9 protein-coding genes and 1 pseudogene are annotated in these 16,051 nt (G+C 42.3%); all 10 read left to right on the forward strand.

Going from position 1 to position 16,051, the window contains the following annotated elements; translation table 11 throughout:
- Window positions 1-22: 22 nt before the first annotated feature.
- The 10 genes and pseudogenes from rpoC (at window position 23) to AB8618_RS00625 (ending at window position 16,045) form a co-directional block, all read left to right on the forward strand.
- Entirely contained in the window at window positions 23-4,195 is a 4,173-nt protein-coding gene (gene rpoC / locus AB8618_RS00580) for a DNA-directed RNA polymerase subunit beta' (protein ID WP_413401119.1), read from the forward strand.
- 194 nt (window positions 4,196-4,389) lie between these two features.
- Window positions 4,390-4,764 (forward strand): 30S ribosomal protein S12, encoded by a 375-nt coding sequence (gene rpsL, locus AB8618_RS00585; RefSeq protein WP_002958885.1) that lies wholly within the window; start codon window positions 4,390-4,392, stop codon window positions 4,762-4,764.
- Between the two features lie 97 nt (window positions 4,765-4,861).
- The gene (gene rpsG, locus AB8618_RS00590) at window positions 4,862-5,332 is read left to right on the forward strand and encodes a 30S ribosomal protein S7 (protein WP_010392135.1); all 471 of its coding nucleotides are present in this window, start codon (window positions 4,862-4,864) and stop codon (window positions 5,330-5,332) included.
- 27 nt (window positions 5,333-5,359) lie between these two features.
- Complete coding sequence (gene fusA / locus AB8618_RS00595; RefSeq protein WP_418157325.1) at window positions 5,360-7,474, forward strand: elongation factor G; 2,115 nt, start codon at window positions 5,360-5,362, stop codon at window positions 7,472-7,474.
- A 62-nt stretch (window positions 7,475-7,536) separates the two neighbouring features.
- Window positions 7,537-8,721, forward strand: coding sequence for an elongation factor Tu (gene tuf, locus AB8618_RS00600; RefSeq protein ID WP_109875886.1), 1,185 nt, complete (start codon window positions 7,537-7,539; stop codon window positions 8,719-8,721).
- 355 nt (window positions 8,722-9,076) lie between these two features.
- Window positions 9,077-9,877, forward strand: coding sequence for a VOC family protein (locus AB8618_RS00605; protein WP_409424428.1), 801 nt, complete (start codon window positions 9,077-9,079; stop codon window positions 9,875-9,877).
- Between the two features lie 116 nt (window positions 9,878-9,993).
- The gene (locus AB8618_RS00610) at window positions 9,994-10,356 is read left to right on the forward strand and encodes a hypothetical protein (RefSeq protein WP_054202577.1); all 363 of its coding nucleotides are present in this window, start codon (window positions 9,994-9,996) and stop codon (window positions 10,354-10,356) included.
- Window positions 10,356-12,685: pseudogene (locus AB8618_RS00615) on the forward strand (fatty acid cis/trans isomerase). The gene AB8618_RS00610 and the pseudogene AB8618_RS00615 overlap by 1 nt, the downstream one beginning before the upstream one ends.
- Window positions 12,686-12,801: 116 nt before the next feature.
- Window positions 12,802-14,526: a response regulator gene (locus AB8618_RS00620; protein ID WP_409424430.1), complete on the forward strand. Its 1,725-nt coding sequence runs from the start codon at window positions 12,802-12,804 to the stop codon at window positions 14,524-14,526.
- 67 nt (window positions 14,527-14,593) lie between these two features.
- The gene (locus AB8618_RS00625) at window positions 14,594-16,045 is read left to right on the forward strand and encodes an ATP-binding cassette domain-containing protein (protein WP_413401121.1); all 1,452 of its coding nucleotides are present in this window, start codon (window positions 14,594-14,596) and stop codon (window positions 16,043-16,045) included.
- Window positions 16,046-16,051 lie beyond the last annotated feature (6 nt).

Genomic DNA, 16,051 nt, shown 5'->3' on the forward strand with positions numbered 1-16,051 from the left:
TAACTCCGACAGGAGAGCTAAGGTGAAAGACTTACTTAAGTTTCTGAAGCAACAAAATAAGACCGAAGAATTCGATGCAATTCGCATTGGTCTTGCTTCACCAGACATGGTTCGTTCATGGTCATACGGTGAAGTAAAGAAACCTGAGACTATTAACTACCGTACTTTCAAGCCTGAGCGCGATGGCTTATTCTGTGCCCGTATTTTCGGCCCAGTGAAAGATTATGAGTGTTTATGTGGTAAATATAAACGCCTTAAACACCGTGGTGTGATCTGTGAAAAGTGTGGTGTTGAAGTAACACTCACTAAAGTGCGTCGTGACCGTATGGGTCATATAGAACTGGCAAGTCCAGTTGCGCATATATGGTTTTTAAAATCATTACCGTCACGTATCGGCTTAATGCTTGATATGACGCTTCGTGATATTGAACGTGTTCTTTACTTCGAATCATTCGTAGTAACTGAGCCTGGTATGACAACGCTTGAGCGTGGTCAGCTATTAGGTGAAGAAGAATACCTAGATGCACTTGAAGAGCACGGCGATGAGTTTGAAGCGAAGATGGGTGCTGAAGCAGTATTAGACTTGCTTCGTGAACTCGATCTTGCTCAATTAATTGCAGAGATGCGTGAAGAGTTACCAACAATTAACTCTGAAACTAAGCGTAAAAAGATCACTAAACGTCTTAAGTTAATGGAATCGTTCCACCAATCAGGTAATAACCCTGAGTGGATGATTATGACAGTACTTCCAGTATTGCCACCTGACTTACGTCCATTAGTACCACTAGACGGTGGCCGCTTTGCGACATCTGATCTGAATGACCTTTACCGTCGTGTTATTAACCGTAATAACCGTCTTAAGCGTCTACTAGATTTAGCTGCACCAGATATTATCGTACGCAACGAAAAACGTATGTTACAAGAAGCGGTTGATGCGCTACTTGATAACGGTCGTCGTGGTCGTGCAATTACAGGTTCTAACAAACGTCCACTTAAATCGCTTGCTGATATGATCAAAGGTAAGCAAGGTCGTTTCCGTCAGAACTTACTTGGTAAGCGTGTAGATTACTCTGGCCGTTCTGTAATCACGGTTGGTCCTACACTTAAGCTTCATCAGTGTGGTCTTCCTAAGAAGATGGCATTAGAGCTTTTCAAACCATTTATCTATGGCAAATTAGAACGTCGCGGCATGGCTACGACAATCAAAGCAGCTAAAAAGATGGTTGAGCGTGAAGTAGCGGAAGTATGGGATGTACTAGACGAAGTAATTCGTGAACATCCAGTATTACTTAACCGTGCACCAACACTTCACCGTTTGGGTATCCAAGCGTTTGAACCTGTGCTTATCGAAGGTAAAGCGATTCATTTGCATCCATTAGTATGTGCGGCTTACAACGCCGACTTCGATGGTGACCAAATGGCGGTACACGTACCGCTAACAATTGAAGCGCAGCTAGAAGCTCGTGCGTTAATGATGTCTACAAACAACATCTTATCGCCTGCTAATGGTGAGCCAATCATCGTTCCTTCACAGGACGTTGTATTAGGTCTTTATTACATGACGCGTGACCGCATTAACGCCAAAGGCGAAGGCACCGTATTTAAAGATCCTAAAGAAGCAGAAAAAGCATACCGTAGTGGTAATGCCGACCTTCACGCAAAAGTGAAAGTACGTATTAGCCAATCAGTAGCTAATGAAGATGGTGTTGTAGAAGATACAATTACTATCATTGATACTACAGTGGGTCGTGCAATTCTGTCTTTAATTTTACCTAAAGGTATGCCGTTTGAGTCAATCAACCAAGCTCTAGGTAAAAAGCAAATTTCTAGCTTATTAAATGAGTGTTACCGTCGTCTTGGTTTAAAAGACACAGTTGTGTTTGCTGACCAAGTTATGTACACCGGTTTCCACTACGCAATGAAGTCAGGTGTTTCAATTGGTATCGATGACTTAGTTATCCCACCAGTTAAAGCATCAATCATTGAAGCAGCAGAAGCTGAAGTAACTGAAATCAACCAACAGTTCCAATCAGGTCTTGTTACGGCTGGTGAAAAGTACAACAAAGTTATCGATATCTGGTCACGTGTAAATGAAAACCTATCACGTGAAATGATGGCTAACTTGTCAAAAGACACCGTAGTGAATGCGCAAGGTGAAGAAGAAGAGCAACCGTCATTTAACTCAGTGTTTATGATGGCCGACTCAGGTGCTCGTGGTAGTGCCGCTCAGATCCGTCAGCTAGCAGGTATGCGTGGTCTAATGGCACGTCCAGATGGTTCAATCATCGAGACGCCAATCACGGCTAACTTCCGTGAAGGTCTAAACGTACTTCAGTACTTCATCTCAACGCACGGTGCGCGTAAAGGTCTTGCCGATACAGCACTGAAAACAGCGAACTCGGGTTACCTAACGCGTCGTCTAGTAGACGTTGCACAAGATTTGGTAATCAATGAAGACGATTGTGGCACAGAAGATGGCTTAACAATGAAACCGCTTATTGAAGGTGGTGACGTTGTAGAAGCACTTCGCGAACGTGTACTAGGTCGTGTTGTTGCAGAGCCTGTTGTAATTCCAGGTACTAATACGGTACTTGTTGAACGTAACATCATGCTTGATGAAAAACTGTGTGACCTTTTAGAAGAGCACTCAGTTGATGAAGTTCGTGTACGTTCAGTTATCACCTGTGATAACGACTTTGGTGTTTGTGCTAAGTGTTATGGTCGTGACCTAGCACGTGGTCATATCATCAACGCGGGTGAATCAGTGGGTGTTATCGCGGCGCAATCAATCGGTGAGCCGGGTACACAGCTTACGATGCGTACCTTCCACATCGGTGGTGCGGCATCAAGAGCGTCTGCTGAAAATAATGTACAAGTTAAAACTAACGGTACATTAAAACTTCACAACGCTAAGTATGTATTAAATACAGACGGTAAGATTGTTATTACCTCACGTTCTACAGAAATCACTATCATTGATAGCTATGGTCGTGAGAAAGAGCGTTATAAAGTACCTTACGGTGCGGTATTAACAGTGCAAGACAATGCAGAAGTTCAAGGTAACGACATTGTTGCTACTTGGGACCCGCATAGTCACCCAATCGTTCTTGAGCATAAATCAAAAGTATCGTTCAGCGATATCGATGATTCAAATACTGAAGCACAGACTGACGAACTAACGGGTTTAACTCGTGTAGTTGTTAAAGATCTTGCTAAAGCGAATGCGAAAGAGCCGAAACTTATCATTGAAAGTGATGAGCGTGGCTTGCAAGAAACACGTCTTCCTTCATTCACTACGATTGAAGTAACAGACGGCGCGACTGCAAACCCAGGTGACGTACTAGCACGTATTCCGCAAGAAGGTTCGAAAACTCGTGATATCACGGGTGGTCTACCACGCGTAGCCGACTTATTTGAAGCGCGTAAGCCGAAAGATCCAGCTATCTTAGCTGAAATCACCGGTACGATTAGCTTCGGTAAAGAGACTAAAGGTAAGAAACGTTTAGTTATTACTCCAGCTGAAGGCGATCATTACGAAGAAATGATCCCTAAGTGGCGTCAACTTAACGTGTTTGAAGGTGAGCAAGTGTCTAAAGGTGAAGTTATCGCCGATGGTCCAGAATCACCGCATGACATCTTACGCCTACGTGGTGTGACTCATGTTGCTAACTACATTGTTAACGAAGTGCAAGAGGTTTACCGTTTGCAGGGCGTTAAGATCAATGATAAGCACATTGAAACTATTATTCGTCAAATGCTACGTAAATGTATCATTCTAGACGGTGGTGATACTGAGTTCTTAGCCGGTGAGCAAATTGAAGTGGCACGCGTTAATATCGCAAACCGCGACCTTGAAGCTCAAGGTAAGATCCCAGCTAAGTTTGAAATCCAGTTAATGGGTATTACAAAAGCATCACTAGCGACAGAATCTTTCATCTCAGCAGCCTCGTTCCAGGAGACAACTCGTGTCCTAACAGAAGCCGCTGTAAATGGTAAGAGCGATGAGTTACGCGGTCTGAAAGAAAACGTAATTGTGGGTCGATTGATCCCAGCCGGTACCGGTTTTGCGTATCATCAAGAGCGTATGGCTCGTCGTAAGCAAAAAGACGTTGTTGAAGAGCAAACGGTAAGTGCAGAAGAGGCAACTCAAGCACTAACTGATGCTTTAAACGCGGATTTATCTGGAAATCAATAAACCGAACCTAATCAATAGATTAGAGTTTCGCAAGGTAGTTATCTGCTGCCTTGCGAGCGGTTTAGGTTGACAGGTCAATCTTTGCTCATTAAAATTCCGCCACCCATTTACTTGCACGTTTAAAACATGCTGGTAAAACAAGGGCGGATTTTTTATTTTTTTCAGTAGTAATTTTAATTTCAGGAGCTATTTAAATGGCAACTATTAACCAGCTAGTGCGTAAGCCACGTCGTAGCAAGGTTACTAAAAGTAACTCAGCTGCGCTTAAAGCGTGTCCGCAAAAGCGTGGTGTATGTACTCGCGTATATACAACTACACCTAAGAAACCAAACTCGGCGTTACGTAAAGTAGCTCGTGTACGTTTAACTAACGGTTTCGAAGTAACTTCATACATCGGTGGTGAAGGTCATAACCTTCAAGAGCACAGTGTAATCCTAATCCGTGGTGGTCGTGTTAAAGATTTACCAGGTGTGCGTTTTCACACTGTACGTGGTGCACTTGACTGTGCAGGCGTTAGCGACCGTCGTCAAGCTCGTTCTAAATACGGTGCAAAACGCCCTAAAGGCTAATTGTTTTCCGTTAGTAAGGCCAAGCACTAAATATTATTAATTATTGTTTTGGGTGATTGTTCCAAAAGGACAAACCTGAATAAACCGGAGATACAAAATGCCTAGAAGACGCGTAATAGGTCAACGTAAAATTCTTCCAGATCCTAAGTTCGGATCGGAACTTCTTGCAAAATTCGTTAACATCGTAATGTTAGACGGCAAGAAATCTACTGCTGAAAAAATCGTTTATGGTGCGCTAGACGTGGCTGCTGAGAAATCAGGCAAGTCGCACCTAGAAATCTTTGAAACTGCACTTGATAACATCCGTCCACAGGTAGAGGTTAAATCTCGCCGTGTTGGTGGTTCAACTTATCAAGTACCAGTTGAAGTACGTCCAGTACGTCGCAACGCATTAGGTATGCGTTGGTTAGTAGACGCTGCACGTAAGCGTGGCGAAAAATCTATGGGCTTACGTTTAGCTCAAGAAATCGTTGACGCTGCTGATAACAAAGGCACTGCGGTTAAGAAACGTGAAGACGTTCACCGTATGGCTGAAGCGAACAAAGCATTCGCTCATTACCGTTGGTAATCTGTCCTTAACCTTTAAGAGGATTTTATGGCACGTACAACTCCACTTGAGCGTTACCGCAATATCGGTATTTGTGCTCACGTAGATGCAGGCAAAACCACCACAACAGAACGTGTTCTGTTCTACACAGGTCTTTCTCATAAGATCGGTGAAGTGCATGATGGCGCTGCAACTATGGATTGGATGGAGCAGGAACAAGAGCGTGGTATCACAATCACTTCTGCTGCAACAACGTGTTTCTGGAAAGGGATGGACGCTCAATTTGACGACCATCGCATCAATATTATTGATACCCCAGGACACGTAGATTTCACTATCGAAGTAGAGCGTTCTTTACGTGTACTAGATGGTGCGGTAGTTGTTCTTTGTGCTTCATCGGGTGTACAGCCGCAAACTGAGACAGTTTGGCGTCAAGCGAACAAATACGAAGTTCCAAGAATGATCTTCGTAAATAAAATGGATCGCACAGGCGCTGACTTCTTAACGGTTGTAAGCCAGGTGAAATCTCGTCTTGGAGCAACGCCTGTTCCAGTCCAGCTGCCTATTGGCGCTGAAGACGACTTTAAAGGTGTTATTGACCTTATTAAAATGAAAGCCATTAACTGGAATGATGAAGACCAGGGTATGACTTTCTCTTATGAGGCAATACCGGCAGAACTTCAGGAATTAGCCGAAGAATGGCGCTCTCACTTAGTTGAAAGCGCTGCTGAAGCTACTGAAGAACTAATGGATAAATACTTAGAAGGTGAAGAGTTAAGCGAAGCAGAAATTAAAAATGCTTTGCGTCAACGCACATTAGCGAACGAAATTGTTCCCATGACGTGTGGTAGTGCATTTAAAAACAAAGGTGTTCAAGCTGTACTTGATTGCGTTGTTGAATATATGCCATCACCAACACAAGTGAAACAAATCCAAGGTATCTTAGAAAATGGTACTGAGGAAGAGCGTCCTGCTGATGATAAAGCGCCGTTTGCTGCTCTTGCATTCAAGATTGCAACAGACCCGTTTGTTGGCACTTTAACCTTTTTCCGTGTTTACTCTGGTACTGTTAAACAGGGTGACGCGGTATATAACCCAGTAAAAAGTAAGCGTGAGCGTCTTGGTCGTATCGTTCAGATGCATTCAAACTCACGTGAAGAGATCAAAGAAGTCCACGCAGGCGACATCGCGGCGGCTATTGGTCTCAAAGACGTAACAACAGGTGAAACACTGTGTGATCCGAACTCTATTATTACGCTTGAGCGTATGGAGTTCCCAGAACCAGTTATCTCTGTTGCGGTTGAGCCTCGCACAATCGCTGACCAGGATAAAATGGGTATCGCGCTAGGAAAACTAGCTGCAGAAGATCCATCTTTCCGCGTACAAACTGACGAAGAATCAGGCCAGACTATTATCTCTGGCATGGGTGAACTTCACCTTGATATCATCGTCGACCGTATGAAACGTGAATTCAGTGTTGAATGTAACGTTGGTAAGCCGCAGGTTGCATACCGAGAAGCTATTCGTTCAACTGTTGAAGTTGAAGGGAAGTTTGTACGTCAATCAGGTGGTCGTGGTCAATATGGTCACGTCTGGCTTAAACTTGAACCGATGGATATTTCGGATGATGAAGCCCCAATTTACGAGTTCGTAAACGAAACCGTAGGTGGCTCAGTGCCGAAAGAATACATCCCTGCGGTAGACAAAGGTATCCAAGAGCAAATGGCTCAAGGTGTACTGGCAGGCTACCCATTACTTGGTGTTAAAGCGACTTTATATGATGGTTCATTCCATGATGTAGATTCGAATGAAATGGCATTTAAAATAGCAGGTTCGCTGGCTATGAGACAAGGTGCGCTAGATGCAAACCCTGCGCTTTTAGAACCAGTAATGAAGGTTGAAATACTCACTCCTGAAGCAAACATGGGTGATGTAGTTGGCGACCTAAACCGTCGTCGCGGCATGATCGAAGGCATGGAAGATGCACTTGGTGGCCTTAAGCAAATTAATGCTGTGGTACCATTATCTGAAATGTTCGGTTATGCGACTGCTTTACGATCTGCAACACAGGGCCGTGCCTCATACTCTATGGAGTTTTTGAAGTACGCTGAAGCCTCTAAGCAGGTTGCAGATACAATAATTTCAGCTCGCGCTGTTATATGATTTTAGCTTGTCTGGCTCAATACTGAGTCAGGCTTTAATTTCTTTATTAGGAATTTTTTAAGATGGCAAAAGAAAAGTTTGAACGCGTAAAACCGCACGTAAACGTTGGTACAATCGGCCACGTTGACCACGGTAAAACTACACTAACTGCAGCAATCACTAACGTACTTGCAAAAGTATACGGCGGTGTTGCTAAAGACTTCGCATCAATCGATAACGCTCCAGAAGAGCGCGAGCGTGGTATCACAATCTCAACTTCACACGTTGAGTACGATACACCTACTCGTCACTACGCACACGTAGATTGTCCTGGTCACGCCGATTATGTTAAAAACATGATCACTGGTGCTGCTCAAATGGACGGCGCTATCTTAGTAGTTGCTGCGACTGACGGTCCTATGCCACAAACTCGTGAGCACATCCTACTTTCTCGCCAAGTTGGCGTTCCTTACATCGTTGTGTTCATGAACAAATGTGACATGGTTGATGATGAAGAGCTACTTGAGCTAGTAGAAATGGAAGTTCGTGAACTTCTTTCTGAATACGACTTCCCAGGTGATGACTTACCACTAATTCAAGGTTCTGCACTTAAAGCACTTGAAGGCGAAGAGCAATGGGAAGCTAAAATCGTAGAGCTTGCAGAAGCACTAGATTCTTACATTCCAGAGCCAGAGCGTGACATCGATAAGCCATTCATCATGCCTATCGAAGACGTTTTCTCAATCCAAGGCCGTGGTACTGTTGTAACTGGTCGTGTTGAAGCTGGTATCATCAACGTGAATGACGAAGTTGAAATCGTTGGTATCAAAGAGACTACTAAGTCTACTTGTACTGGTGTTGAAATGTTCCGTAAGCTTCTTGACGAAGGTCGTGCTGGTGAGAACATTGGTGCACTTCTACGTGGTACTAAGCGTGAAGACGTTGAACGTGGTCAAGTACTAGCTAAGCCTGGTTCAATCAACCCACACACAACATTCACTTCAGAAGTATACGTACTTTCTAAAGATGAAGGTGGTCGTCATACTCCATTCTTCAAAGGTTACCGTCCACAGTTCTACTTCCGTACAACTGACGTAACAGGTGACGTACAGTTACCAGAAGGCGTAGAAATGGTAATGCCTGGTGATAACGTTAAGATGACAGTAACTCTAATCGCGCCAATCGCGATGGACGAAGGTCTTCGTTTCGCTATCCGTGAAGGTGGCCGTACTGTTGGTGCTGGTGTTGTTGCAACTATCGTTGAGTAATCAACTGTTGTAATGCATTAAGCATTAAAAAAACCCGAGCTTAGTCTCGGGTTTTTTAATGTTTGAAGAAAAGTGATCAGCTATCAGCTATCAGCTATCAGCTATCAGCTTTTAGCTGCTCGGTGCTAGTGTCAGCTAAGTAGCCTGAGTTAGTATCAACCCCGAGTAGAAGCCTGCGCTTCAGTAACCTCTGAATATCTATAGTTTAATATTTGAGTGGTGTTTTTTTATAGGAGGGAATATGACTATACGCTAAAACTCAGTAAAGGCATGTCTATTCATTGAATAGCTATCGACTCTTATAGACTATTAGCCTAAGCTAAAATTAGCTTAAATTTACAACAGGAAATGGGCGATGAATAATAAAAATAATTATCCGCAAGGTATATTTTGCTGGGCTGAACTGTGTACTCATAATTGGAAAGATGGAAAAGCTTTTTATACCTCGTTGTTTGAATGGGGGAATGACGACCAGCCAATTGGCGAAGATGAATATTACACAATGCTTCAAAAGCAAGGTGACGATATTGCTGCCATGTACCAAATGCCTAAAGAGCAAGTGGACGATTCCGCACCTAGCTACTGGCTTACCTATATTGCGGTAGATGATGTTGATACATGTGCAATTAAGGCGCAAAAGCTAGGCGCGCAAATTATAGCAGGCCCTCACAATGTTATGAATGCAGGGCGCATGTTAATGCTTAAAGACCCAACCGGCGCCATAGTGGCGTTATGGCAAGGTAAAGAGCATATAGGATGTCAGCGTCCTTGTGAGCTCGGCACGCCTTATTGGCACGAAATGGCAACGCGTGATAGCGAAGCGAGCCGTCACTTTTATTGCGAATTACTAGGTTGGCAAAGTGAAATAAAGCCTATGGAATGTATGGATTACACCTTGTTCTTAGTTGCAGGTAAGCCTGTAGCGGGCATGCTACAAATGAATAATGAGTGGCCAGAAGACGTGCCTCCCCATTGGATGATTTACTTTGCCGTGGATAACTGCGATAGCTATGTAAAAAAAGCGGCGATCCTTGGAGGGCAAGTGTGCGTACCTGCTACAGATATCCCTGATGTAGGGCGTTTTAGTGTTATTTGCGACCCTCAAGGGGCTGTTTTTTCTATGATTGAATCGGCAATGGATGATATTAAAGCTTAGTAATTAGCAATGCTTAGGATTAATTTTAGACTTTAGTGTGGTTATTTAGTCGCAGTAATTATGTGCTTTTTTGCTATAATGGCGGTAATTACACCGCCAGTCAGCAAGAGAGTCCAATGGAACTTGAACAAGATAGCAATTTAACCCTCCCTTTATTTATTCTAGATGAGACACTAAGTACGCGTGACTTAGCGCAGCCTGACGTGGAAATTTCAGTTATTTTAAGTGATGAGCTACTGACTCAGCTATGCCAAAACCCCAGTGCTGACAGTAGTATTGGCATAAGCATTACGGACTATGAATTGAATGTCATCAATTCAAGCTTTTCAAGTGTAGTGCAAAGCGAACATGACGCTCAACTAACGCTCACGCAAGGTCCTCTATTAAGCGCTGTAGTGACTACAGTTGATGAGCTGACGTTCGTGTCACCTCAAGTTGATATGATGCCCACGTTCGATTTGGGCGATGAGGCAGAGTAATGAAAAAGATCATTATAAGTACATTTGTACTGATTATTTTAAGTGGCTGTGCCTACCTAGGAAATGCTCATTATAACGAACTGTTTGGTCCCGAAAAAACACAAGCGCGTATTGTTGATGCTAATAGTGGTGATGGCGCCGAATTTCTTCAGCATGTAAAGCCTGTAATAGATACTCGCTGCGTGGTTTGCCATGGTTGTTATGATGCGCCTTGTCAATTGAAGCTGTCGTCTCCTGAGGGAATAGATAGAGGGCTGAGTAAAGAGCTGGTGTACGATGGTACTCGGTTATTAGCCTCAACACCGAGCAGATTATTATTTGATGCAACCACCACTGAGCAATGGCGTGAAAAAGAGTTTAGCCCGGTATTAAACGAGCGAGCACAAAATGAAGAAGCCAATTTAGCCGGTAGTGTGTTATTTAACACGCTGGTATTAAAGCAAAGTTCACCTTTGCCAGAAGATGAAGTATTAGATGAACGCTTTGATTTTTCGCTTAGCCGTAACCAAAGTTGTGCGACTATGGGTGAGTTTGATCAATTAGCCGATGAGCAACCGCATGCGGGTATGCCCTATGGTTTACCAGGGGTGTCGGCTGCTGAATTTCAGCACTTACAAAATTGGATTAAAAAAGGCGGGAAAATGGCGCATATCAAGCCGCCATCAGCTACTGAGCTTGCAAAGGTAAAAAACTGGGAAGCATTTTTAAATCAAGATGGTTTGAAGTATCAGTTATCAGCGCGTTATATTTATGAACATTGGTTTTTAGCGCACATTTATTTTAGTGATGCGCAATCACCAAACTTTTTAAGTTGGTACGCTCCAGCACCCCTCCTGGGGAAGATATTAAGTTAATTAGTGCTCGTCGCCCTTATGATAACCCAAAGGTTGAGCGTGTTTATTATCGACTGCTTCACGACCGTTCTACAATTTTGTCAAAAACGCATTTACCACTTAAGTTAACGGATGAGAAGTTAACACGCTTATATCAGCAGTTTATCGCACCAAAATACACTGTATCTAGTTTACCAAGCTATGAGCCAGCACTTGCATCAAATCCATTTAAAACTTTTGAAGCATTGCCTATTGATGCTAAATATCAATTTATGCTCGATGAAGCTGAGTTAATTATTATGGGCTTCATTAAAGGCCCTGTTTGTCGTGGTCAAATTGCACTGAACGTGATTAATGACCATTTTTGGGTGGCATTTGCCGATCCTAAAAAAGTGGCGACTCCAGAGGTTAGTGAAATGCTAATGCAACATGAAGACGCATTAGAGTTACCAGCAGCCGAGGAGAGTAATGCGTTACCCATTTCTAACTGGGTAAAGTACTCAGTTCGTGAAAAGCGCTATTTAAAAGCCAAAGTTGAGCTAGCCAATAAAATGTTCAAAAATGGCGAGCACTTAACTACTGATTTACTGTGGAAAGGGGAAGGGCATAACCAAAATGCAGCGCTGACAATTTTTCGCCATTTCGATAGTGCAACCGTTGTAAAAGGACTTATTGGCCAGCAACCTAAAACGATGTGGGTACTTGATTATGCATTGTTTGAGCGTATTCACTACTTACTAGTGGCAGGCTTTGATGTGTATGGCAATATTGGCCATCAATTGATAACACGTTTATATATGGATTTTTTACGCTTAGAAGGTGAGCAAAACTTCCTTGCGTTATTACCCGAGTCACAACGCGAAGTTATTAAGCAAAGTTGGTATCGTAAATCACCGCCAAGTCTATCGACCTTTTTCGAAAATAACCGTGAGTTTAGCCAGCCCAGCGGTATTAATTACCAAACTGATAAGCCACAATCAGAGTTATATGGATTAATTAAACAAACGCTTGAGCCGGTATTGAGTCCTCGTTATGACTATAAAAAAGTACCCGCACCATTAAGTGCAATCAATACCATGCCTGCTAAAGCAATTAACTTACTTCCGCAGCTATCGTATGTGTTAGTAAAGGAGCAGGATGAGCACAAGGCTTATACGATTATTCATCATAACGCGCATTATAATATTTCGAGCTTATTAAACGAAGACGGACAGCGTGCTTATGAAGAAGATACCGTGACGATTGTGCCAGGCTTTATTGGTGATTACCCATCAGCAATTTGGTATTTAAATAACCCGCAACAAGTTGCTGCATTTGCAGAGCAATTACCGCTTATGCAAGTAGAGGCGGATTATCGGGCTTTGAAGTCCAAATTTGCGATTCGTCGAACTCATCCTCAGTTTTGGCAATACAGCGATATATTACATCACGTTGCCCGCCAGTATCGAGGGATTGAATTTGGTATGTTTGATTATAACCGTTTAGAAAATCGTTAATGATATTGTAAATAGCCCAGCTTTTTAGTTGGGCTTTTTTATATCTAATAATTAGTGAATTAACTGATTAACTTGCTACAGTTAGATTAAAGTGAAAATAAAAAGCAGCTTGGTTTATGTTTAATATTGTAAAGAGTATTCGCAAACGTTATCGGTGGGCATTAATTGCTATTGCCTTGCTGATCAGCGTATCCGCACTACTCATGCAATACGTCTTTTCTGTGCAAAAATACGATGCGAAAATTATCAATATAGCGGGTAAGCAACGCATGCTGTCACAAAAAATAGCGTGGCATAGTAATGCGCTAATTAATCAAACAGCTAACAACGAACAGCACCTGAAATCGTTGGCTCACTCCCTTGGGCTATTCGAACAAGGACATACGTTTTTACTTACTAAAAATGAGCAAGCTGAGGCGGTTTATTTAAATGCCGCTTTGGTTGATTTATATTATGCCACCCCAGGTAACCTAGATGCCGAGGTATCTGTTTTTATAAAACAAGCTAAAGAATTACTTATCCAGAAAGAGCCTGCGAACTCAGCCGTGCTTTCTGTAGGTGAGGTTGAAGCATTACTAAAAAAATTAGACACCGCTGTGAGTTTATTTGAGCAGCAAGCGGTGACAAAGGTTAATTGGGTTGCCAATATTGAGCTACTGTGTTGGTTTTTGACTCTAGCGCTATTGTTTATAGAGTTAAGATTTGTGTTTATGCCAATGGAGCGGCAAGTTTTGCAGACCCTGCTTGAGTATCAACAACAAAAAGAATTTGCCGAGCAAGTCAGTCAGAATAAAGAGCATTTTATCGCACGCGCCAGTCATGAGTTTAGAACTCCATTACAGGGATTAATTAGTTCTATAAATGAATTGAACATTCCCAGCTCGCAACAACAAATTCAGCGTCAAGCTCAGTACTGTTCAACTCGGTTGCTAGCAATGCTAGATGAACTTCAAGATTTACAGGCGCTTAGTTTAAATCGCTGGTCGTTAAAGCCAACCTCTGACAACCTACTAACTACTTTAAACAAAGTATTGGCAGTGTATGAATATGGCTGTACTGAAAAGGGCTTAAAGTTAATCAGCGAGTTAGCACCGAGCTTAGACTGCGCTGTGATTGTAGATCACGCACGCCTCCAACAAATAGTGAATGAGCTGCTTAGTAATGCATTAAAGTTTACTGAGCAAGGGGCGGTCACCGTCATCGCCACGCTCAACAATAATCAACTATCATTGAATGTCGAGGACACGGGCATTGGCTTTAGTCACCCGGTTGATCAGTTCGAGTTAGACAATAATGAACAAAGTAATCATTTTCAAGGCCTCAGAACAGGGCTTATCCGCATGCAATACATTGTTAATGCGCTTAATGGCGACATTCGTTTTGAGCACAACCACCCACAAGGCACCATTGTATTTCTAACCCTACCATTGGAAATGGACACAAGCGAAGGTAAGCCAACGCGCTTATTTGATGATCTTAAGTGTTTAGTGGTTGAAGATAACCCGCTCAACATGTTGGTATTAAAAAAGTTATTAAGTTCTTTGAACATACACGTTGAATCGGCTGAAAATGGCAAGGTTGCCTGTGAAATGGCAGCTGAAAATAGCTATGATGTTATATTTATGGATTTAAATATGCCTATTATGGATGGTTTTGAAGCCACAAAACTGCTGCATGAAAAAGACAAAACACGCCCAATTATTGTGGTTACCGCAAACACCTCTGATAGTGATATTGCTCGCGCTAAAGCTTTTGGAGCAATAAGTCATATTCATAAACCCATAGATCAGCAAAGCATAATCGCGGCGCTAAATGATGCTTTTCTAACTGAGGTTGATTAAATCTCACTTGCCTAATTGTTCTTTTGTAAGTTAATTTGAATTTTTAAGACTTATTTTGGTAGCTAGTGTGAGCTCAATTTTACTTCAGCAATTTAGTGGCTATTTATCCACCGGTGGTAGTAATCGCTATTATATTAAGGATTTAACTTGGCAAGTAAAGCAGGGGGAACACTGGGTATTACTTGGCGGCAATGGCGCCGGTAAATCTGCGCTTGGCGCTACGCTTATTGGTGAAGCCAAGCAACAAAGTGGGCAACGTCATAGTGCTTTTAACAATCCACAGTTAGTTTCAAGTGATTTACAAAAGCAGTTATTGAGCGCTAATCGCAAAAGTGATAAACCACAAAAAGTAACTGACATACTCTTTTCTGAACCTGAAATAAATAACGATTTATGCCAACAGCTAATTACTGCTCTTAATTTTGATGCCTTACTTAATCGTAATTTTACTGATTTATCGACCGGTGAAACACGTAAATTATTATTGATTAAAGCACTGTCTGCTAATAGTGATTTAGTTGTGCTTGATGAACCATTTGATGGTTTAGACGCTGAATCGGCTAGGCAGTTAAACCGCCTATTAAAGCAACTGAGTACGCACACTTGCTTTGTGTTTGTGCTAAACCGTGTTGATGAAATTCCTGCGTTTGTTGATCACTTTGCTTATGTGAGCAAGGGTCTTTTACAACATAGCTTAGCAAAACCGTGCGCAGCAAAACGAGCCGATTTGTTTAAGTTACTGCATTTAGAACATACACCTATAACTATTCCAGATTCACCCGAGCCTACTTTCATTTCAAATGCAAACGCGCCACTCGTTAAGCTTACTGATGCGCATGTACGTTATGGTGAACAGACTATTTTTGAAAACTTAAACTGGACGATTAAGCAACACCAACATTGGCAACTTACCGGCAAGAATGGCTCAGGAAAAACCTGTTTATTAAATTTAATCACCGGTGATAACCCTCAGTGTTATAACAATGAGATTGAGGTGTTTGGTTTTAAGCGTGGCACAGGAGAGAGTATTTGGGATATAAAACAGCATATTGGTTATATCTCTAATACCTTGCATTTACAGTATAGAGTGAGTATTTCGGCGCTCAATACTGTTATCTCTGGGTTTTTCGATAGTATCGGTTTATACCAACAAGCCAATGAGCTACAAATGCGTTTAGCGAAACAGTGGTTGGCACTAATTGGCCTTAGCGATAAAGCTAATTGCGCTTTTACTCAACTATCGTATGGCGATCAGCGCTTATTACTTATTGTACGCGCAATGGTTAAATACCCCGCCTTAGTTATTTTAGATGAGCCATGTTTAGGGCTTGATGAGGCAAATCGTCAACGCGTTTTACTGCTAATAGAAAAGGTGTGTGCGGCAAAAACGAGTACCGTTATTTATGTAAACCATCATGCAGCAGATGCCATTAAAGGGGTTGAACACACCCTAAAAATGGAAGACTTTAAACCAACTTACTATGAACAGCATACGGCTCATAGTGAGTCGATTATATAAGCTTGT

The sequence above is a fragment of the Pseudoalteromonas sp. RW-H-Ap-1 genome (assembly GCF_048318575.1).
Taxonomy (GTDB): Bacteria; Pseudomonadota; Gammaproteobacteria; order Enterobacterales; family Alteromonadaceae; genus Pseudoalteromonas.